The organism is Neisseria sp. P0009.S008, assembly GCF_051958615.1.
Taxonomy (GTDB): domain Bacteria; phylum Pseudomonadota; class Gammaproteobacteria; order Burkholderiales; family Neisseriaceae; genus Neisseria; species Neisseria subflava.
In genome coordinates this window covers 44327-64138 of sequence record NZ_JBQCVG010000001.1, presented here as the reverse complement: position 1 = coordinate 64138, position 19812 = coordinate 44327, and the positions used below count along the sequence as shown (strand labels likewise).

The 19812-nt window shown below is 47.7% G+C and carries 21 protein-coding genes and 5 tRNA genes; 9 read left to right on the top strand and 17 right to left on the bottom strand.

What is annotated here, in order from left to right:
• The 6 genes from ACTHSQ_RS00305 (at position 1) to ACTHSQ_RS00280 (ending at position 2746) form a co-directional block, all read left to right on the top strand.
• A tRNA-Gly gene (locus ACTHSQ_RS00305) sits at positions 1–76 on the top strand.
• A 21-nt stretch (positions 77–97) separates the two neighbouring features.
• A tRNA-Gly gene (locus ACTHSQ_RS00300) sits at positions 98–173 on the top strand.
• Between the two features lie 36 nt (positions 174–209).
• Positions 210–283: transfer RNA gene (locus ACTHSQ_RS00295), tRNA-Cys, on the top strand.
• A 10-nt stretch (positions 284–293) separates the two neighbouring features.
• Positions 294–371, top strand: a tRNA-Cys gene (locus ACTHSQ_RS00290).
• A gap of 21 nt (positions 372–392) precedes the next feature.
• A tRNA-Leu gene (locus ACTHSQ_RS00285) sits at positions 393–482 on the top strand.
• Between the two features lie 254 nt (positions 483–736).
• On the top strand, positions 737–2746 hold the full coding sequence (locus ACTHSQ_RS00280; RefSeq protein ID WP_440370891.1) for an LTA synthase family protein: 2010 nt from the start codon (positions 737–739) through the stop codon (positions 2744–2746).
• A 99-nt stretch (positions 2747–2845) separates the two neighbouring features.
• On the opposite strand, the gene rfaD is transcribed toward ACTHSQ_RS00280, so the two are convergent.
• From rfaD to lpxK, 11 genes are all read right to left on the bottom strand, one after another.
• The gene (gene rfaD, locus ACTHSQ_RS00275) at positions 2846–3850 is read right to left on the bottom strand and encodes an ADP-glyceromanno-heptose 6-epimerase (RefSeq protein ID WP_003682942.1); all 1005 of its coding nucleotides are present in this window, start codon (positions 3848–3850) and stop codon (positions 2846–2848) included.
• Between the two features lie 65 nt (positions 3851–3915).
• Positions 3916–4878, bottom strand: coding sequence for a D-glycero-beta-D-manno-heptose-7-phosphate kinase (rfaE1, locus tag ACTHSQ_RS00270; RefSeq protein WP_440370890.1), 963 nt, complete (start codon positions 4876–4878; stop codon positions 3916–3918).
• 68 nt (positions 4879–4946) lie between these two features.
• Positions 4947–5546 (bottom strand): NAD(P)H-binding protein, encoded by a 600-nt coding sequence (locus ACTHSQ_RS00265; protein WP_440370889.1) that lies wholly within the window; start codon positions 5544–5546, stop codon positions 4947–4949.
• A gap of 58 nt (positions 5547–5604) precedes the next feature.
• Positions 5605–6336, bottom strand: coding sequence for an orotidine-5'-phosphate decarboxylase (gene pyrF, locus ACTHSQ_RS00260; RefSeq protein ID WP_440370888.1), 732 nt, complete (start codon positions 6334–6336; stop codon positions 5605–5607).
• 109 nt (positions 6337–6445) lie between these two features.
• Entirely contained in the window at positions 6446–7093 is a 648-nt protein-coding gene (adk, locus tag ACTHSQ_RS00255; protein ID WP_003682888.1) for an adenylate kinase, read from the bottom strand.
• Between the two features lie 80 nt (positions 7094–7173).
• Positions 7174–7683, bottom strand: a complete 510-nt coding sequence (locus ACTHSQ_RS00250; RefSeq protein WP_440370887.1) for a 3-deoxy-manno-octulosonate cytidylyltransferase — start codon at positions 7681–7683, stop codon at positions 7174–7176.
• 21 nt (positions 7684–7704) lie between these two features.
• Positions 7705–8463, bottom strand: coding sequence for a 3-deoxy-manno-octulosonate cytidylyltransferase (gene kdsB, locus ACTHSQ_RS00245; protein WP_250600125.1), 759 nt, complete (start codon positions 8461–8463; stop codon positions 7705–7707).
• The gene (locus ACTHSQ_RS00240; RefSeq protein WP_002221286.1) at positions 8460–8642 is read right to left on the bottom strand and encodes a Trm112 family protein; all 183 of its coding nucleotides are present in this window, start codon (positions 8640–8642) and stop codon (positions 8460–8462) included. Before ACTHSQ_RS00240 ends, kdsB begins: the two co-directional genes overlap by 4 nt.
• Positions 8643–8710: 68 nt before the next feature.
• Positions 8711–9292 (bottom strand): DUF2059 domain-containing protein, encoded by a 582-nt coding sequence (locus ACTHSQ_RS00235; protein ID WP_440370886.1) that lies wholly within the window; start codon positions 9290–9292, stop codon positions 8711–8713.
• Between the two features lie 45 nt (positions 9293–9337).
• Positions 9338–10003, bottom strand: coding sequence for a hypothetical protein (locus tag ACTHSQ_RS00230; RefSeq protein ID WP_440370885.1), 666 nt, complete (start codon positions 10001–10003; stop codon positions 9338–9340).
• A 64-nt stretch (positions 10004–10067) separates the two neighbouring features.
• A complete protein-coding gene (gene lpxK, locus ACTHSQ_RS00225) occupies positions 10068–11078 on the bottom strand; it encodes a tetraacyldisaccharide 4'-kinase (protein ID WP_440370884.1) in 1011 nt (336 codons plus the stop codon).
• A gap of 181 nt (positions 11079–11259) precedes the next feature.
• Here lpxK and xseA point away from each other — a divergent pair, with 181 nt between their 5' ends.
• The 3 genes from xseA (at position 11260) to ACTHSQ_RS00210 (ending at position 14323) form a co-directional block, all read left to right on the top strand.
• Positions 11260–12609, top strand: a complete 1350-nt coding sequence (gene xseA, locus ACTHSQ_RS00220; RefSeq protein ID WP_440370883.1) for an exodeoxyribonuclease VII large subunit — start codon at positions 11260–11262, stop codon at positions 12607–12609.
• A gap of 123 nt (positions 12610–12732) precedes the next feature.
• Complete coding sequence (gene pssA, locus ACTHSQ_RS00215; protein ID WP_070590265.1) at positions 12733–13512, top strand: CDP-diacylglycerol--serine O-phosphatidyltransferase; 780 nt, start codon at positions 12733–12735, stop codon at positions 13510–13512.
• A 1-nt stretch (position 13513) separates the two neighbouring features.
• Positions 13514–14323 (top strand): sulfite exporter TauE/SafE family protein, encoded by an 810-nt coding sequence (locus tag ACTHSQ_RS00210; RefSeq protein ID WP_440370882.1) that lies wholly within the window; start codon positions 13514–13516, stop codon positions 14321–14323.
• A gap of 86 nt (positions 14324–14409) precedes the next feature.
• Here ACTHSQ_RS00210 and ACTHSQ_RS00205 read toward each other — a convergent pair whose 3' ends face one another.
• The 6 genes from ACTHSQ_RS00205 to ACTHSQ_RS00180 form a co-directional block, all read right to left on the bottom strand.
• A complete protein-coding gene (locus ACTHSQ_RS00205) occupies positions 14410–15090 on the bottom strand; it encodes a sulfite exporter TauE/SafE family protein (RefSeq protein WP_049359586.1) in 681 nt (226 codons plus the stop codon).
• Between the two features lie 110 nt (positions 15091–15200).
• Positions 15201–16241, bottom strand: a complete 1041-nt coding sequence (locus tag ACTHSQ_RS00200) for an ABC transporter permease (protein WP_004520828.1) — start codon at positions 16239–16241, stop codon at positions 15201–15203.
• 36 nt (positions 16242–16277) lie between these two features.
• Positions 16278–17333, bottom strand: coding sequence for an ABC transporter permease subunit (locus ACTHSQ_RS00195; RefSeq protein WP_049329246.1), 1056 nt, complete (start codon positions 17331–17333; stop codon positions 16278–16280).
• Between the two features lie 89 nt (positions 17334–17422).
• On the bottom strand, positions 17423–18193 hold the full coding sequence (locus tag ACTHSQ_RS00190; RefSeq protein WP_308111405.1) for a phospholipase D family protein: 771 nt from the start codon (positions 18191–18193) through the stop codon (positions 17423–17425).
• Between the two features lie 152 nt (positions 18194–18345).
• A complete protein-coding gene (locus tag ACTHSQ_RS00185) occupies positions 18346–19275 on the bottom strand; it encodes a CobW family GTP-binding protein (protein ID WP_003744588.1) in 930 nt (309 codons plus the stop codon).
• On the bottom strand, positions 19263–19736 hold the full coding sequence (locus ACTHSQ_RS00180; protein ID WP_250590180.1) for a Fur family transcriptional regulator: 474 nt from the start codon (positions 19734–19736) through the stop codon (positions 19263–19265). Before ACTHSQ_RS00180 ends, ACTHSQ_RS00185 begins: the two co-directional genes overlap by 13 nt.
• Positions 19737–19812: the final 76 nt, after the last annotated feature.

Below are 19812 nucleotides of genomic sequence, written 5' to 3'. Positions count from 1 at the left end.
GCGGGAATAGCTCAGTTGGTAGAGCGCAACCTTGCCAAGGTTGAGGTCGCGAGTTCGAGACTCGTTTCCCGCTCCATTAAATCATGCATCCGAATACGCGGGAATAGCTCAGTTGGTAGAGCGCAACCTTGCCAAGGTTGAGGTCGCGAGTTCGAGACTCGTTTCCCGCTCCAGTTTCAATACTACAAACACTCCAAAGTAGTTTATTTGGCGAGATAGCAAAGTGGTTATGCAGCGGATTGCAAATCCGTCTACGCCGGTTCGATTCCGACTCTCGCCTCCATCCATTTCATGGCGGGGTGGCAGAGTGTTTATGCTATAAGGGGTGCAACCCTTATATAGGCCGGTTCAAATCCGCGCCCCCGCCTCCAATCTCTCGATTTATTGTCTACGCCCGGGTGGTGAAATAGGTAGACACAACGGACTTAAAATCCGTCGGCCCTAAACCGGCCGTGCCGGTTCGATTCCGGCTCCGGGCACCATTTACCGCTTTTAAGCGGTTATTTTTTTGTCTAGTACCCACGCCTAATAATAGAAAAGATAGCCCATTAACAGCTTTGTAGTTATAAGTACCCACTATTCTATCTAGGACAAGAAATTCATTTAAACCAGTCTATCTCCTTTCCAAACTCAAATCATCATATCATATGATTTCTATAAAAATTATATGCTAGTTTAAAACCCTTAAAAGGTTATAAAATAACGCCGTTTTAAATACTTATTACATATCTAAAAAATGTCTCGTCTACTTACCTACAAAAAAATTCTATGTAATTCTTTTTCATTATGGCTTTGCACTGTTCTAATTCTTTTTATTGAACGGTGTTTAATGTCACAATATTATCTATCAGATGATATCCGTAGTCGTTATTCCGAGGATATTATCCAGCTTATGCTCAAAGGGTTATTATTTGATATCAAAGCTGCTTCTGTATTAACGGCATTACCATTTTTACTGGGATTATTCAGCTTATTAAATTCAAAAACTGTTGTAGCATATGGACGGATTCAAGCTCTATTGTCTACAGTATTGTTATCTATCGTTTCTGCTCTGGCTATAGGGAATTGGTTTTATTATGGAGTCTACGAACGCCAATTCGATGTTTTTATTTTTGGTCTTGCAGAGGAAGATACTGTAGCCGTACTCAAAACTATTTGGTCCGATTTCCCAATTATTTGGGGATTAATTGCTTTAGCCATAGCAGTAACCCTTTTTGGGAAATGTTTTTCCCAAATTAACAGATACTCTTTTTCTGCTACTACTACAAGCAAAGCAACTTGGGTTGCTATCATAATGATACCTATCTTAATCTTAAGTATTGGTATACGTGGTTCGTTTGGTAAATTCCCTTTACGTCAAACTTCCATGCAAATTTCAACCTTACCGCAAATAAATAAATTAGTTCCCAATGCACTAATTTCTTTAAATTGGGCTTTTGCAGAACATCGAAACAGTAATAATTTTATCGAGGTTACCGATTCAGATGGTATTGAACTGATGAATCGTCTACAAAATCAAAAAGCTGATGCCAATTTAAATCGCTTATTTACACAAACTAATAAAAATTTGATTGTTGAACAACATAAGCCCAACGTTGTATTTGCTGTTATGGAAAGTATGAGCACTCACTTGCTTTCTCTAAATACGCCTGAACGAGATCTATTAGGTGAATTAGATAAACATTGGAAAGAAGATTGGGTTTATTCACGTTTTATCTCTGAGGGTGATGGCACTAGCGACTCACTACACCGTTTTTTTATTCGTAGCCCACGCCTTAACCTTAGCCAATCTGCTGCTAAAAATAAAACTTTTCCTGGAAACATGTTTAAACCATATCTTGATGCAGGATATCGTATTGTGTATATCACTGCCGGTAATGGGGGGTGGCGTGATTTTGATAGTTTTCTGCGTCATTTGGGTGTACATGAAATTATTGATGAAAATGCGATCAAAGCACGCTACCCTGAAGCCCAATCCAGCACATGGGGAGTACCTGATGAATTTATGTTCCGATATGCAGAAGACGAGTTGAAACAAGCAAAAAAAAATAATACCCCCGTATTCGTCATGATGCTATCAGTAACTAATCACCCCCCATATCAATTACCTAAACCTAACCCAACTAAAGATTTTCATCTCACTGAGCAAGAAAAACAGCGACTTTCCAGTCTAGCAACAGGAAAAGAATTGAATGAGATTTTTAACACATTCCGATATAGCAACGACCAACTTGGACGCTTCATTAGTCATACAAAATCTATTGCACCGGATACTATTATTGCTGCAACTGGAGACCATAATATGCGAGCAATCAGTTATCCTGCACCTAATGAAATTGCCCTTGGCCACAGTGTACCATTCTATCTTTATGTTCCACCTACTTACCGCTCCAATGCAGAATATCATCCTGAGCGGGCAGGCTCACATAAAGACATTTTGCCAACGTTATATAATCTTAGCCTATCAGAAATACCTTATTATCAAACCGGTTGTAATTTGACTGCACCTACTGTTGATTCCTCATGGTGTGGCTATGGTTATAATCCTGAAGTTTTAATCACCAAACATGGTTTTTATAATTTAAACAATCAGGAGTTCCATCGTTGGGATAATCAGGGGCTGCAAACAGCAGAAGCTGAAATCAGCCAACCACCTGCTGAAGATATACCTTTTATTGAACGAGGTAGTGTTTACACTCAATTTTTAGATTGGCAAATTAACCGTATTGCAACTACCCATCACTAAGAATACAACTAAATTTTTATACTATCTTAGTAAAATAAAACCGACTTACCCAAACAGGTAAGTCGGTTTTATTCTCAGACAACATTACTGTACTATTTATTAAACCAAGTTCTCCAGCATCCATTTAACGTAACGGCTGACACCTTGTTTTACATCCAAGAATTCTTCTTTATACCCGGCTTCGCGCAGCTTGGTGATATCCGCTTGAGTAAAGCTCTGATATTTGCCTTTAAGTGCATCGGGGAATGGGATATAACGGATAAGTTCTTCTTCAACCAACTCTTTCAAACTCATTTCAGGTTTGCCTTCGGCTGCACGGCAAGCGTTGACGGTTGCGGCGGCAAGTTCGTTAAATTGTTGGCTACGGCCTGTACCGAGATTGAAGATGCCTGAAAGCTCAGAATGGTCGAAGAAGTAAAGGTTAACTTTGGCCACGTCTTCTACGCTGACAAAGTCGCGTGTTTGCTCGCCGTTGCCATAGCCGTCATTGGCGCCAAACAGATTGACATAGCCATGCTCACGGTATTGGTGGAAATGATGGAAGGCGACTGACGCCATACGGCCTTTGTGTTGCTCCTGTTGTCCGTAAACATTGAAGTAGCGGAAGCCGACAACTTGGGCTGTCAGACCTTCCTTCATACGGCGGCGCAACACTTGGTCAAACAAGAATTTAGAGTAGCCATATACATTGAGCGGTTTTTCCAGTTCGCGCTCTTCGCGGAAGATTTCGCCCTTGCCATATACAGCAGCGCTGGAAGCATAAAGAAATGGAATACGTTCATCCTGACACCAGTCCAAGAGATCGAGCGTGTACTGATAGTTGTTATCCATCATGTAAAGGCCGTCATGATTCATGGTATCGGAACATGCGCCTTGATGGAAAACGGCTTCGATATCGTCGTAAGGCAGAAGATGGCCGCGCACTTGGCGGATAAATTCGTGTTTATCGAGATAATGGGCAATTTCACACTCGGCAAGGTTTTTAAATTTTTCGCCTTTGCTCAAATTGTCGACGGCAACAATATCGGTAATACCGCGTTGGTTAAGTGCTTTGACGATGTTGCTACCGATAAAGCCGGCCGCGCCTGTTACGATAATGGTCATAATGAATTTCCTTTATTTTGATTTTTCAGACGGCTTTGAAGAAATCATGCCGTCTGAAACAGCAATTATTGCTCTTCCAATGCCTTGGTCAATTCGGTAAATGAGCAAACCGCGGTACCAAGTTTTGCCACGACAACGCCTGCCGCAGTATTGGCAAGGTGCATGGCTTCGTGCATGGTATAACCAGCGGCCAAACCCAAGCCCACTCCGGCAATAACGGTATCTCCCGCACCCGATACATCATAGACTTCTTGAGCCCGTGTAGGCTGATAAATCGGATCGGCCTCATTGAACAGGGTCATCCCCTCTTCGCTTCGGGTCAGCAAAATCGCGATCAAATCAAGATGACGGCGCAGGTTTTGGGCTTTTTCGGTCAAATCATTTTCATTTTTCCAACTACCCACCACTTCTTTCAATTCTGCACGGTTAGGCGTAATCAGCGTAGCGCCGGCATATTTTTCGTAATCATCGCCTTTCGGGTCGATTAAAACAGGTTTACCGGCCTGTTTCGCCCAATCAATCATATCGGAAATATGCGACAAACCGCCCTTGCCGTAATCTGAAAAAATAATGGCATCGTATTCAGGCAACACTTCACGATATTGATGCTTGATTTGTTCCAACACCTCACGATGAGGTGATTCTTCAAAGTCAAGTCGGATAAGCTGCTGGTTGCGGGCAACAACGCGCAATTTGACAGTGGTCGCAATTTGCTTATCGCGCATCAGATAGGAAGAAACGCCGTCTTGCACCATCAATGCGTCTAACGCATCTGCAGCTTCATCATCGCCGGTCACGGACAACAGCCCTACTTTACCGCCCAATGAGGCGATATTGCGCGCAACGTTCGCCGCCCCGCCTGCCCGCTGGTCGATACGGGCGATTTTCGCCACCGGTACGGGGGCTTCAGGAGAAATACGGGATACATCACCAAACCAATAGCGGTCGAGCATTACATCGCCGACAACAAGGACTTTGGCTTGTGCAAAACGGGATTTGAGGGTTTCTTGTTGGAACTTGGTTACCATACTGGCTCCATTAAAATCTCTGTGTAAGGCTTGTTATCAGATTATTGATCTAACAGCCTAAAAATATCTTAAGGCTCATATACCTGCATATGTTTTTTCGAGTACGACGCCTGTTCATGAGATGACAACAACGCTGCTTTCAGCATGGCTTGCGCCAATTTTTTGACAGCAAGCGGATGTTGGCTTTTCATCAGGCCGATACGGTTGAATCCATGCAAAATCCGTTCTGCTATTTTTTCGCCCAAGCGATCGCTATTCGGTCGAATCAATAAGAGCGGGCGGAAAATAATAAGGTGCGGAAAATTCAAAGCGATAATTGCTTGTTCTAATTTGCCCTTCATCCGTTGATAAAATAGGCGCGAAGCAGAATTTGCACCAGAAGCGGAAATCAAAACCAAAGCATTGACGCCGTTCTGCCTAGCTGCTTTGGCAAATTCAAGATTTGCCTCATAATCGATTGCCCATTGCGCTTCTTTACTGCCAGCCGCTTTCAAGGTAGTTCCCAAGCAGGCAAACAATACATCGCCCTGCACTTCTTCGCGCCAAATATTAGGCTGAGCAAAATCAATCTGATGGCTATTTAGCTTTTGGTGGGTAAAATCAGGATGTCTGCGACCAAAACAATCGATAGACTCAACCTCTGGACTGGCTGCAAGCAGAGGCAACAAGGCTTTTCCTGTCGCGCCTGTCGCACCAATCACAATCGCCTTCATACTTCAGACGGCCTTAAGCGTTGGCTACTCGATTGACTTCACGCAATACGGCTACCGGATCGGCAGCTTTGGTTACCGGACGACCCATGACCAAATAGGTTGAGCCAGCAGCCAATGCTTCAGCTGGGGTCATAATACGGCGTTGGTCATCATTATTGCCGGCAACGTCCAAACGGATGCCCGGCGTGACCAAGACAAAATCCTGTCCCAATTCGCGGCGCAGTGGCGCGGCTTCTTGGGCGGAACAGACCACGCCGTCCAAGCCCGAACTTTGCGCTAGTTTCGCCAAGCGGATGACTTGTTCTTCAGGGGCGATGTTCAAACCAATTTCTGCCAAGTCGCTTTGCTCCATACTGGTCAACACGGTCACACCGATCAAGAGCGGCTTGGTTTGATAGCCGGCAATGGCTTCTGCTGCGGCTTCCATCATACGGCGGCCACCGGAGGCGTGCATATCGACCATCCAAACGCCCATATCGGCGGCAACTTTACAGGCCTGAGCAACGGTGTGGGGAATATCGTGGTATTTCAAATCGAGGAAAAGTTTGAAACCTTGATTGATTAAGCTTTCTGCTAAATTGCGGCCGGTTGCGGTAAACAGCTCTTTGCCGATTTTGATTTGACACAGTGTCGGGTCAAGATTGCGGACAAATCCGAGCGTATCTTTTTCGTTGGCAAAATCGAGGGCGACGATAATGGGAGTACGTTGTTGCTGAGTTTGGAAGTCGGAGATCAAAGGATTCATAAGATGCCTGCGGATAACGGTTATAGCTTCGATTTTAACAGCTTTTGTACACAAAAGGCCGTCTGAAAATATTTTTTCAGACGGCCTTATGATTTTACTTTGGCAAAACTTATTTGCCCAAACCTTTCAATACTTCGGCTTTCACGGCTTCTACCGGTTGAGTGCCGTCAACTTTGATGTATTTAGGCGCGTGTTCGCCTTCCAGTTTGCTGTAAAAATCAACCAAAACTTCGGTTTGCTCGTGGTAAACGGCAAGACGTTTTTTCACGGTTTCTTCTTTGTCGTCGTCGCGTTGAATCAAATCTTCGCCGGTTACGTCGTCTTTGCCTTCGACTTTAGGCGGATTGTAGGTAACGTGGTAAGTACGGCCGGAAGCCAAGTGTACGCGGCGGCCGCTCATGCGGTCGACAATCACGCTGTCAGGCACATCGATTTCAACCACGGCATCCAAATCCACACCGGCTTCAACCATGGCTTCGGCTTGTGCCAATGTGCGTGGGAAACCGTCAAACAGGAAACCATTTTTGCAGTCGTCTTGGGCAATGCGCTCTTTAACCATGCCGATGATGATGTCGTCGCGTACCAAACCGCCTTCATCAATGATTTTTTTTGCTTCCAAACCCAGCGGAGTGCCTGCTTTGATGGCAGCGCGGAGCATGTCGCCGGTAGAGATTTGAGGAATGCCGAATGCAGCAGTGATGAATTGAGCCTGCGTGCCTTTGCCGGCGCCTGGCGCGCCCAACAATAATACTTTCATGATGAGTCCTTTTGGTTGACGGATTTAATGTTCAGATAATTTTACACGGCTTGTGTTTATCGTTCAAAACTTCAGACGGCCTATTCCGCGCCGAAATATTTCCATGCATCGTCGCGCATTTCGATAAACCATGAGTCTTCGGGGAATCGCTCTATCGCGTCTTTCAAAGTGGAAAGCAAGTTTTGCGATAAGGCTTTAGCCAAATATTCTTCCTCATTGGCTTCGGCCGCTTTGTCAGGCTGCTGCGCCAGACCGATTGCACGGGTTTGATGACCATGAGCCAAATAGTTGAGCGCAATGATTTTTTGTGCCCAAAGCTGCGGAATATCGGGATTATCTTGCAGCAATACCGACAAAATCGATACGGCAACGGTCAAGCGTCCGCCGTTCATACGCAAGTCCAACGACTGGTTGGGCGGCAAAGTGCTGAGCATTTCTGCCATGCGGAACCAAAACTCGCCGCTGGCCTGCTCCGGCGCTTCTATTTTCAGCATGTCATAGTTGAATTCTTGCTCGTCTTCTCTTACCAGCTTCGCCACGTCGGCAAGCAATTTTTGTTCTTCACGGCTCAAATGGCGGAAATCATTCATGTCTTTTCCTTTCAGACGGCCTTAAGCTTTAAACGCAACACGCACTCTGTCCAAATCTTCCTGCGTATCCACACCTGCAGCAGGCGCTTCTTGGGTGATTTCAACAGCAATCGGATAACCGTGCCACAGGACGCGCAACTGTTCCAGCGATTCGATGGTTTCCAAAGGAGAAACATCCATTTCCGAATAGCGTTGCAAGAAACCTGCACGATAGGCATAAATGCCGATGTGGCGCAAAACAGCTGTTTCTGAAGGCAATTCGCGTTTTTCGGCACGCATCACATCGCGCGGATAAGGAATCGGGGCGCGGCTGAAATAAATGGCGTTGCGGTTTTTATCAAGGATGACTTTGACGACATTGGGATTCATAAACTCGTCAAATTCGTGCAATTCGTGGGCGGCGGTCGCCATTTGCACATTGTTTTCAACCAAAACTTCGGCTGTACGGTTGATGAGCTCGGGATCAATTAAAGGCTCATCGCCTTGTACGTTCACAACAATCATATGCTGCGGCAGTTTCAGCGTATTGGCCACTTCGGCTAGGCGCGTTGTACCGCTTTCGTGTTGATTGGAAGTCATGACCACTTCGACGCCATGCGCCTGACAGGTCGTCTGAATATCGGGATGGTCGGTGGCAACGACGACACGCGCGGCCTTGCTTTTTGCCGCCTGTTCGGCAACGCGCACGACCATCGGTTTGCCGTGAATATCCGCCAAGGCTTTTCCGGGCAGACGCGATGAATCCAGCCGCGCCGGAATCAATACGACAAATTCGGTCATGCTTTGAGTTCCTCTTCGCTCAATGCTCGCGCTTCGTTTTCCAGCATATAGGGAATGCCGTCTTTAATCGGATACGCCAGCTTGGCTTGACGGCTCCACAATTCCTGTTTGTCCTGATGATATTCCAGCCTGCCTTTGGTAACGGGGCAGACGAGGATGTCTAAGAATTTTTTTTCCATGGGGTTTCTTTCGGGTTTGATGGTTTAATCAATCGAATGCCCTCTGCAATATTTCAGACGGCTATCATTTATTTCTGATGCCTTTTCCCAACCTGTCCGGCTTGCTTGCAGCCTGCATCGGGATTTTTACCGCCGCAGATGATGCGCCGCAACTCTTCCTTAAACTCGGGCAGATGATTTTGCGCGATTTTCTCTGACAATGCAGTCCAAGATACCGCTATTTCACTCATCGATTTCTTGATTAAGCGTGGATTTTTGGCAACGACGGCCTGACCGACGGGCGAACCGTAAAAGGCAATCATGCCGTCAATTTCTTCTTGCGTGTATATCTCACGGGCATTCTTCAATAAAGTATTGCGGACAGCCTGTTTCACTTCGGGCGTAATCAAATCTTTCAAAACATTCTCACGATAGCGGTTAAAGGCTTTTGCCGCCTGATCTTTTTTCTCTTCCGGCATTTCGGCAAGGGCTTTGTCCGCATACGGTTTAAATCCGGCATTAAAGCCCTCAATCATATTTTTTTCTATATCCCGGTCAAAATTCTGAGTATCCAGCCAACGCTCCAGCGACTCATTGCTAGGTGCGGCGGCAAATGCGTTGGCACACAATGCCAGCGCGGCGAAGGGCAATAACAAGGTTTTCAGTTTCATTTTTTCTCCTTTTCAATAAAAAAATATTTTCAGATAGTCGGAAAATTATTTGGCACATTCCGAAGAATGTTTATTGCCCTTACACAAAATATCGCGCGTTTGTGCCTCAAAAGCAGGCGTATATTTATCGCTTGCATTGAGGTAGTTTTGACTCATGGTTTTGTGGATAATCTCATCACTCAGCTTATCGAAATGTTTGACTTTTTCGAGCGCAGACTTACCGGCACCATGCCCAAATGCTTCAGCCATCTTTTCTATATCCGATTGGCTCAACATATCCTCAGGATTTCCACCATGCTGTTGTAAACTTCTTATCTTTTTCAAAATATTTTTTCCCTGAGCCGAAGAGAAAAAACGGTTGGTTACATCCACTTCTTCTTGTGTAAATACTTTCTGTACGGCACGCTTTTCTTCATCCAACCATTGTTTTTTCAACTCAGGGCGGCTCAAATCGTCTTGCATGTTTTTCATATAACGACTGATGACCGCCTTCATCTGCGCTTTTTGAGCTTTGGGCGTCATCGTTAACAAGCGCTCATTGTCCTCTTTATTCACCATCTCCAAAGAACGTTGTACTTTCTCGCTATAATTATTGCTTATCCCTTGAATCTCCAACCATTTCATTGCAGATTCATCACTTGGTTTAGCAGCCAGGCTTTGAGTAGATACAAATAAAGCTGCACAAGCGACCAACAAATATTTTAACTTCATGATTTACTCCTATCGCGTAGTTTGAAGATCATCTTTAAAACATCTGTGAAACATCCATAAGCATTTAGATTGAAACATTCGCGGATACAAACGCCGCCAAGTCCGGCTCAATTATCGCATAAACAGGCAAGACCCACACATGATTCAGGCCGTGGCCGTCTGAAAATTTGACCGCATCCTTTTCCGTGATAATCACTACATCTGCATTCGGTAAATCCGCGGCCGTAATATCTGCATGATCAGGCAAGGCAACGGTTTGTTTTAAAGCAATATTCATGCTTTGCAACGTATTGAAAAAACGCTCCGGCTTGGCGATACCGGCGACGGCGGCGACGGTTTGATTTCCCAGACCCGCCAAATCCAATTTTTCAGACGGCCTGTTCAAACGGTAAATCCGCCCTGTTTCAATATGGCTGGCAAACATATTTTCAGACGGCCTGAATACCGTATCTGCTTGCCCCTCGCTGACGACAACCGCATCAATGGAAGCCAACCGAGACAAAGGTTCGCGTAAGCTGCCGTTGGGCAGTAAATCCAAATTGGTGCGTCCTGTATCTGCCGCCGGGAATACGGCAATTTCCATATCGCGTTGCAAGGCATAATGTTGCAAGCCGTCGTCAGCCACAATCAATTCAAGCTCCGGATGCGCCGCAAGCAATGCCCTGCCTGCTTCTGCACGACTGCTGCCTACCGCCGTCGGCGCACCGGTTTGGCGAAACAGCAATAAAGGCTCGTCGCCTACATCTGCCGCGCTACTGACTGTATTCAATACATGAACCGTCTTACTCTTGCGTCCGTAACCTCGGCTGATGATGCCGACCTTAACGCCCTTTTCCTGCAAACCCGACACCAGCGCGGCGACTATCGGCGTTTTCCCTGTTCCGCCTGCATGGATATTGCCGACCACCACCACAGGCACTGGCAATTTTTCGCTTTTCAGACGGCCTGAAACAAAATCATCGCGCCGTTTCGCCGCAACTTTGGCAAACAGCCTGGACAATGGTTTTAACAGCAAAGACAAAAACGGATTGGGGGATTGCCAATGGCGTTCGATAATTTGGTGGAGTTTGGGCATACGCACGGCTTTTGAAGCGAAAATCAAACGATAATATAACACAAGCCCGCCCAGACAAGGCCGTCTGAACATGCGGCTTTGATAATATTAAAACAAAGGGCGCAAATTTCATGAAAACGAATACAACGAATGGCTCTAAAACCCTTATAATTCAGCTTTCAAAAATTTTTCCCGTTTCGTAATGTCCGAACTTTTCGCGCCCTCCTCCATTTCCGTATCCGAGCTCAACGCCCTTGCCAAAGCCTTGCTGGAAGACCATCTTGCAGGCTTATGGATTGCCGGCGAAGTATCCAACCTGACCCGTGCCGCCAGCGGACATTATTATTTCTCGCTCAAAGACAGCCGCGCTCAGGTACGTTGCGCGATGTTTAAGGGTGCGGCCATGCGTTTGGCGAAGCCTTTGAAAGAAGGCGACCATATCGAAGTATCAGGAAAAATCAGTATTTATGAAGCGCGGGGTGAATTTCAAATTACCGTAAATGAGGTGCGGCTCAAAGGTTTGGGGCAGCTTTACGAAGCCTATGAACGATTGAAAGCGCAGTTGCAGGCGGAAGGCGCGTTTTCAGCGGAACGCAAAAAACCGTTGCCTGCCCGTCCGCAATGTATCGGCATCGTAACCAGCCTGGCGGCAGCGGCATTGCGCGATGTCGTGACCACCTTAAACCGCCGCGCGCCCGAAATTCCCGTCATCGTTTATCCGACGCCCGTACAAGGCACAGGCAGCGAGTTACAAATTGCCCAAGCGATTAAAACCGCTTCGCAACGCGCCGAATGTGACGTGCTGATTGTCTGTCGCGGCGGCGGCAGCATTGAAGACTTGTGGGCGTTTAATGAAGAGCCGGTCGTACGCGCCATCGAAGCCTGCGCGATTCCCGTCGTCAGCGGCGTAGGACATGAAACCGATTTCACGCTTGCCGATTTCGTCGCCGACGTGCGTGCGCCCACACCGACCGGCGCGGCAGAGCTGGTCAGCCCCAACCGCCAAGAATCGCTACACCGCCTCGCCCAAGCGCAAGGCCGTCTGAAAACCGTTTTGGAACAACGCTATTTCGATGCCAGCCAAAAGCTCGATTGGCTCGCGCGGCAAATCCGTCATCCGCGCCAAAAACTTGACGAACAGCGCGCTTCAATCAGCAAGCTGGCGCAAATGCTGTCTTACTCAATGACGCAAAACCTCCGCGCCCATACCGCCCGTTTTGAACGCCAAACCCAAACTCTGAAACATTGCCGTCCTGATGTTTCCGTTTACAAAAACAATATCGACCGCTTTCAGACGGCCTTGTCGCACTCCTTCCGCCAGCTGCTTGTCCACCGATGTCAAAGCCTGACTGCCCAAGCCGCATTGCTCGAAGCCGTATCGCCGCAGCATATTCTGGAGCGCGGCTTTTCGGTCGTCAAAAACACTCGCGGACAAGTCATCCGCAATGCCGATATGTTGAAACAAGGACAGAAACTGCACATCACTTTTGCCGACGGCGAAACCGACGTACGCGTAACCAAAGAGCAGGCGCAGGGCGAGTTATTTGACTGACAAAATAAAGGCCGTCTGAAACTTTATGCGATTGAAGTGAAACTATGTCTGCCTTTTAAAAATCCTTAACCTGCCAATGCGGTATAATGCCTCATCTGCACACGCAGCATATACGGAAACATTATGGACAACGCACAAAATACAGAAAATCCGATTCCTCCACGCAACTCCATCCGCAAAAACAGCATTTACCTGCTGCCCAATTCCTTTACCATCGCCGCACTGTTTTGCGCGTTCTTCGCCATTACCCAGTCCATGCACGGACGTTATGAAACGGCGGCGATTGCAGTCTTCCTTTCCATGCTGCTCGACGGCATGGACGGACGCGTTGCTCGTTTGACCAACAGCCAGAGCGCGTTCGGCGAACAGCTCGACAGCCTTGCCGATATGGTCAGCTTCGGCGTGGCGCCTGCCCTGATTGCCTACAAATGGCAACTTTGGCAGTTTGGCAAAATCGGCTATTCCGTCGCCTTTATCTACTGCGCCTGCGCCGCCCTGCGTTTGGCACTGTTCAACACGCTTATCGGCAAGGTCGACAAACGCTGGTTTATCGGCGTTCCAAGCCCGACCGCCGCTGCGTTGATTGTCGGCCTGATTTGGGTCAATCACAGCTTTGAACGCTTCCCCGGCGTGCATTGGTGGGCATTGGGTATCACCCTGTTTGCCGGTATTTCCATGATTGTGCAGATTCCGTTTTGGAGCTTCAAAGAAATCAATATCCGCCGCCAAGTGCCGTTTATGGGCATGGTATTGGCCGTGTTGGTATTGCTGCTCATCAACTGGAAGCCTTCGCTCGTCCTCTTCTTGTTCTTCCTCGGTTACAGCCTGTCCGGTTATGTGATGGCAGTCATCCGTTGGTTTAAAAAACGCCATAAAGCACACAAACACGACAAGGCCGTCTGAAATGTGGTCTTGGGACATCATCCTTGCCCTGCTCGCCGTCGGTAGCGCGGCGGGCTTTATTGCCGGACTATTCGGCGTAGGCGGCGGCACGTTAATTGTTCCTGTTGTCTTATGGGCGTTGCAACTGCAAGGCATAGGTGGCCACCCCTATGCCCAGCATCTTGCCATCGGCACTTCCTTTGCCGTCATGGTGTTTACCACCTTCTCCAGTATGTACGCCCAACATAAAAAGCATGCCATCGATTGGGCGACCGTCCGCCGGATGACGCCGGGCATGATACTTGGCGTACTCCTCGGCGCGGCAACGGCAAAATATATGCCGACGCTGGCTTTGCAGGTTTTCTTTATTGCATTTCTTGCCTTTATCGCACTCAAAACCCTACGCGATTCCAAACCCAAACCTTCACGTACCCTGCCTACACTCCCCGGCCTGACAGCCGTCGGCACGCTTTTTGGGGCGGCTTCAAGTTGGGTCGGTATCGGCGGCGGTTCGCTGTCCGTTCCATTTCTGCTGTATTGCAACTTTCCGGCGCACCGTGCCATCGGCACATCTTCAGGTTTAGCATGGCCGATTGCGATTGCCGGTACCATCGGCTATTTTGCCAACGGTTTGCATATTGTCAACCTGCCTGAAGGCGCGGCAGGCTTTATCTATCTTCCGGCCGTGGCCATATTGAGCGTTGCCACCATCCTCTTTGCGCCACTCGGCGTAAAAACGGCTCACAAGCTGCCCGCCCGAAAACTCAAAATCGCCTTCGGCATTATGTTGCTGCTGATTGCCGCCAAGATGGCTTGGAATTTGATACATTAAATCTTTCTTGTGAAAAAGGCCGTCTGAAAATCTTTCAGACGGCCTTTTTGATTGCAAAACAACAAACTAAATAAAACCTTTTTACCTTACCCGATTTGCCCCATCGCAAATACAGCCAAGCGCCATATCGCCCATCCCGCCACCAACAATCCGGCGCACAAACGAACCATGCGTTTTTGCAGAAAGGTTTTCAACTGCGCTGCAAATATGCCCATCGCAAGCAGGTTCGGTAATGTCCCCAATGCAAACGCCAGCATATACAGCCCGCCGTACAAGGCATTGCCGCTGCCCAAAGCATACAAAGACGCGCTGTACACCAAGCCGCAAGGCAGCCAGCCCCAAAGCACGCCCACGCCGAAACAGGCAGGCACTGATTTAATCGGCAGCAATTTATTCAGCAAAGGATTCAGGCGTTTCCATATCGGTTTGCCGATGCCTTCGATTTTGGTTGCAGCAGTTGAAATACCGGCAAGATACAGCCCGAGCAAAAGCAGCAAGACATTGGCGGCAATATACAAACCGTTTTGAACTGCGCGCGTATCGTCCAAGGAAATGCCAACCTGCCCGACCAAGCCAACCAACAGGCCAATGACGACATAGCTGCTGATGCGCCCCAAGTTCAACAATACAATCAGCCCGATTCGGTTTAAATGGGGCGGCAGTTGCAAAGCGAATGCGCTGCTCAAGCCGCCGCACATGCCGACGCAATGCGTTCCGCCAAAAAAGCCGAGCAGAAAAAGAGTAAGAAATGTGATTTCTTGATTCATGGTTTTTAATGATTCAAACGAATGGATGAGGCCGTCTGAAACTTTTCAGACGGCCCTAAGAATGCAGGATAAGCTTTTCCGCCCATCCTCTTCACGCTTTAGAAAAGCAATTAACTGCGTGCGCGTACGTCAAATGCCTGACGCAAACCTTCGCCGATCATGACCAGCAAAAGCAGCATCACCGTCAACGTAGCAACGGCAGACAGGCCGATCCACCACGCATCCAAGTTGTCTTTGCCTTGCGCCAGCAACTCACCCAAACTTGCCTGTGAGGCAGGTACGCCCAAGCCCAAGAAGTCCAAACTGGTCAGAGCGAGTACTGCACCTGAAATACGGAAAGGCAGGAAGGCCAATACCGGCGTTAAGCTGTTGGGCAGGATATGGCGCCACATGATTTCACGGTTGCCCACACCCATCGCGCGCGCCGCCAAAACGTAATCGGTCTGACGGTTTTTCAAAAACTCGGCGCGGACATAGTCGGACAAGCCCATCCAGCCGAAAAGCGACAGCAACACCAGCAAAATCAACAGCCCCGGATTAAAGAACGAAGACAGGATAATCAGGAGGTACAGCTCTGGCATACCGCCCCAAACCTCGATAAAACGCTGCATCAGAAGGTCGGTTTTACCGCCGAAATAACCCTGCACCGCGCCTGCAACCACGCCGATTACGGTAGTCACCACGGTCAACACCAAGGCAAACAGCAGCGAATCACGGAAACCATAAACCAAGCGCGCTAACAGGTCGCGGCCGCGGTCATCTGTTCCTAAGATATGACGTTCGGACGGTTTGGCCGGATCGGGTGCCGTATCAAAATCGTTCAAGGTATCGGCATCGTAAGGATTGGGCAGGTAAAGGGCAAAATTGCCGTCTGAAGTGATGTTGTGACGGATAAGCGGATCCAGATAATCCGCAGGCGTATCGAAATCGCCGCCAAATGTGGTTTCGTTATATTCGTTTACCAAGGGGAAGAAATACTCGCCCTGATAGCGTATCCACAAAGGTTTGTCGTTGCTCCACAAAGGTGCAAGCAAAGTGACGACAAATAAAACGGCCAAAATCCGTAAAGCCAACCAACCGCGCTTATGCTGCTTAAATGCTTGCCAAGTAGGGTTTGAAGTAGATTTTTTCTTTTTCATGGTTCGAAACATTCTTTAATAATGGATTGAAGATATTTTCAGACGGCCTTATTTCTGTCCGCCAAAGTGAATGCGCGGATCGACCCATGAATAAGAAATATCCGACACCAATTTAGCCAACAACCCCATCAGCGTGAACACATACAGCGTACCCATTACGACAGGATAATCGCGTTTCATCACTGCCTCGTAAGACAGCAAACCCAAACCATCCAGCGAGAACAACGTTTCAATCAACAGGCTGCCGGTAAAGAATGCGCCGATAAATGCGGCCGGGAAACCGGTAATCAGAGGAATCATGGCATTGCGGAAAATATGTTTCCACAAAATCTGCTTCTCAGGCAAGCCCTTGGCTCGCGCGGTATAAACATATTGACGGCGGATTTCTTCAAGAAACACGTTTTTCGTCAATACGGTCATCACCGCCAAGTTACCTGCCACCGAAGCGGTAATCGGCAAAGCCATATGCCACAAATAATCTTTGACTTTACCTGCCCAAGAGAGCGTATCAAAATCATCGCCGACCAAGCCGCCCTGTGGGAACCAAGCAAAAAAGCTGCCACCGCCAAATAACACCAGCAATACCAAACCCAATACAAACGGCGGTACGGTATAGCCGACCAAAATCACCATGCCCGTAATCGTATCGAATCGGCTGCCATCCCTGACCGCCTTGGCAATACCCAACGGAATACATATCAAATAAGTTAGGAAAAACGTCCACAAACCCAAACTCATCGATACTGGCATTTTCTCTTTCACCAGCTCAAATACGGTTTGGTGGTGGAAAAAGCTCTCGCCCAAATCGAAACGGGCGAATTTCCATACCATATCGACAAAACGCGTCACAGGCGGCTTGTCGAAACCGTACAAAGCATTCAGCGCGGCCAAATCTTCCGCACTGATGCGGTTGCCGTTTTTAGCCAAAGTTCCGGGCATGCTGTGTCCTGCTGTTTCACCGCCAACAGCACCCTGCGTCAGCTGCTGAACCATCTGCTCCACCGGACCGCCGGGAACAAACTGAATCACGGCGAAGGTAATCGCCAAAATCCCCAACAACGTGGGAATCAAAAGGAGCATACGATGAAAGATATAACGCCACATGGTAAAGTGTTCCTCTATTTGGGTTTTAAGGTTGTCTGAAAAGTACGGATTGCTTTCAGACGACCTATACTTTTAATACTTATAAAAAATTAACTGATAAGCCAACTAATAAACCTATCCAGCAAATCTTTCTGATTATTGCCAGCCGCTTCAACCATTTCCAATGTCAAACTATCCGGCCACACAATAAAATATCCGTAACGTCCTTTTTTGATAAGCCCACCGGCTTTCTTACCTGTATCTGTCAAACGGTAGAACTTACCGTCTATTTCCTGCAAGCCTGCATGACACAGTTTCGCATTGCATTCTTCCGTTGTTACGCCCCATTTTTCTGCCAGCTTAGCGACAGTCAATGTATCGTATTTTTTAGCAATTTCTATATTCTGATTTTTCTGCGAAACTTGCTCTTTTTCTACTACGTCAACTGAAATTTTAACTTCATCGCTAATACGGATAATACGCTGCGCTTCGCTATAAGCATCTTGATAGACTTCTCCATCTTCACTACGCTTCAGCAAGATACCCATTTCATTATTATTTACTTGGCTGAATTCATATAAATTCAGGCTTGTAATAATGCAAGCATCTTCGCTGACGTAACATTTTGCATGAAGATTCGGACAATAACTCGTACGAACATAATTTAAATTTTTCAACCAAGCTGCCTCTGAAGGCTGCAATTCACTTTTACCATATACAATCCGCACATCGATTTTCATGCGGTCTTTGTCTTCTAAAAGCTCTTTTACCCTATCGTTTAATTTTAGATAAGGGCTAATCAAATAAAGCCGTTCCTGTGCATTTTTTATTAATTCTTCCAAGTAATACGTTGTACCGCTGGTATTTAAAAATTTTGCCATTTTCTTCTTTCCTGCAATGTTTATTTAATTTATTCGCGGGCAAAGCCCACGCTACACAGTTGCTTTATATTCTTCTGACAATTGAAACAATAGACTTCACTATCGCTTAGGTCGTCTGAAAATTGCTGCGGCAAACTTTCAGACGACCTTCCTTATTTCTCCAAAGCCTCTTGCAGTTTCTTCTCAATCAAATCCGCGTCAAACGATTTGGCAATCAGCTCGAAGCGTGAGTCGCGCCGCCATGAGACTTGATTGGCACCCCATTGCCCGTCCACCCAGTTGAGCCACACCCATGTACCGAGCACTTGGAACACGCCTTTGGCGCGAACAAGACCGTCTGTGAATTTGGGCAGGTCATTGAAGAAGTTGGTCAGCTTTTCGCCGTCGAAATCACGTCCGGCAGGGAAAGTGAAGCCTTGAGACTGGAAGCCCATGGTGTTGTCCGGCAAGGCTTTGAGGCGGTAGCGCGATTTTTCGACAACGGGAATATCAAGCCATTGGATGTCGAGTTGCGCATTTTGTACTTCAACCACTTTGGCTTTAGGCGGGAACAGCTTGGCCGCTTTATCGTGAAACTCAGCCAGCTGCTCGGGCGTGCACAAGTCGGTTTTGCTGGCAACCAATACGTCGCAAATGCCGATTTGGTCTTTATACAAGGCTTGTTGCGCGTAATCGGGGTTGATGAACTGGCGCGGATCGACGACGGTAAAGACAGCGCCGATTTCCAAAAGGCTGTCCAGCGGTTTGGCTTTCAATTCGTCGATGACGCTGGCGGCGTGCGCCAGTCCGCTTGCCTCAATCATCAGGCGGTCGGGTTTGGCATCGCGCAGCATTTTCTGTACGGTTACGCCCATTTGCGGGCCGGCGGTGCAACACAAACAGCCGCCGGCGATTTCTGCCACGGGGATGCCGTTGTCGCTCAATACCGCGCCGTCAATACCGATTTCGCCAAACTCGTTGACGATGATGACCCATTTTTCGTTCGGGTCTTTCTGTTCCATCAAGCTTTTAAGCGCGGTGGTTTTGCCTGTTCCCAGAAAACCTGAAATCAGGTGGACTTTGGTTTTTTTCACTTCTGACATTTTTTACAGATTCCAGTTAAAACAACGTGTTCTTCTTTCAGCGCAAAGCCGCTTTCGGCCACGCCTGCACGCAACGCCGCCCATTCTTGGCTCAAGGTCTGCTCATCTGCCGTACCGCATTCGGTACAAACCAAAATAAACGCGCTATGGTGCGCTTCGGCTTCTTCGTGGTCATGGCAATGGTCGTTGCACTCATGCTGCGCGTGGCTGCACAAAATATAGCCGTTGACCGCCGCCACTTTGTGCAAAACGCCCTGCTCGGCCCAAAAATCAAGGGCGCGGTAGGCCGTCGGCGGCGCAACCACGCCCTCGCTTTGCTGCTGCATCTGCGACAGAACGTTATAGGCTTTAATCACGCCGCTTTGTTTCAAAACAATATCAAGCACTTGCTCACGCAATGCGGTTACCTGCACGCCATCGCGCTGCGCTTGTTCTAAGATTTTTTGTTTGATTGCGTTCATAACTGAAACGGCCTTTCAGACGGCCTTGTTAATAAAAAATTACATTATAACGTGTTTGTTCAATTTCAGATAACAA

Coding starts and splice junctions, on each gene's coding strand:
- lpxK (WP_440370884.1), bottom strand. CDS start 11,078: ATGCCCAAACTCCACCAAATTATCGAACGCCATTGGCAATCCCCCAAT.
- rfaD (WP_003682942.1), bottom strand. CDS start 3,850: ATGACCATTATCGTAACAGGCGCGGCCGGCTTTATCGGTAGCAACATC.
- ACTHSQ_RS00205 (WP_049359586.1), bottom strand. CDS start 15,090: ATGAATCAAGAAATCACATTTCTTACTCTTTTTCTGCTCGGCTTTTTT.
- adk (WP_003682888.1), bottom strand. CDS start 7,093: ATGAAAGTATTATTGTTGGGCGCGCCAGGCGCCGGCAAAGGCACGCAG.
- ACTHSQ_RS00180 (WP_250590180.1), bottom strand. CDS start 19,736: ATGAACGCAATCAAACAAAAAATCTTAGAACAAGCGCAGCGCGATGGC.
- ACTHSQ_RS00185 (WP_003744588.1), bottom strand. CDS start 19,275: ATGTCAGAAGTGAAAAAAACCAAAGTCCACCTGATTTCAGGTTTTCTG.
- ACTHSQ_RS00280 (WP_440370891.1), top strand. CDS start 737: ATGTCTCGTCTACTTACCTACAAAAAAATTCTATGTAATTCTTTTTCA.
- rfaE1 (WP_440370890.1), bottom strand. CDS start 4,878: ATGGTAACCAAGTTCCAACAAGAAACCCTCAAATCCCGTTTTGCACAA.
- pyrF (WP_440370888.1), bottom strand. CDS start 6,336: ATGAATCCTTTGATCTCCGACTTCCAAACTCAGCAACAACGTACTCCC.
- ACTHSQ_RS00235 (WP_440370886.1), bottom strand. CDS start 9,292: ATGAAACTGAAAACCTTGTTATTGCCCTTCGCCGCGCTGGCATTGTGT.
- ACTHSQ_RS00250 (WP_440370887.1), bottom strand. CDS start 7,683: ATGAATGATTTCCGCCATTTGAGCCGTGAAGAACAAAAATTGCTTGCC.
- ACTHSQ_RS00210 (WP_440370882.1), top strand. CDS start 13,514: ATGTGGTCTTGGGACATCATCCTTGCCCTGCTCGCCGTCGGTAGCGCG.
- ACTHSQ_RS00240 (WP_002221286.1), bottom strand. CDS start 8,642: ATGGAAAAAAAATTCTTAGACATCCTCGTCTGCCCCGTTACCAAAGGC.
- ACTHSQ_RS00230 (WP_440370885.1), bottom strand. CDS start 10,003: ATGAAGTTAAAATATTTGTTGGTCGCTTGTGCAGCTTTATTTGTATCT.
- xseA (WP_440370883.1), top strand. CDS start 11,260: ATGTCCGAACTTTTCGCGCCCTCCTCCATTTCCGTATCCGAGCTCAAC.
- kdsB (WP_250600125.1), bottom strand. CDS start 8,463: ATGACCGAATTTGTCGTATTGATTCCGGCGCGGCTGGATTCATCGCGT.
- ACTHSQ_RS00195 (WP_049329246.1), bottom strand. CDS start 17,333: ATGTGGCGTTATATCTTTCATCGTATGCTCCTTTTGATTCCCACGTTG.
- ACTHSQ_RS00200 (WP_004520828.1), bottom strand. CDS start 16,241: ATGTTTCGAACCATGAAAAAGAAAAAATCTACTTCAAACCCTACTTGG.
- ACTHSQ_RS00190 (WP_308111405.1), bottom strand. CDS start 18,193: ATGGCAAAATTTTTAAATACCAGCGGTACAACGTATTACTTGGAAGAA.
- pssA (WP_070590265.1), top strand. CDS start 12,733: ATGGACAACGCACAAAATACAGAAAATCCGATTCCTCCACGCAACTCC.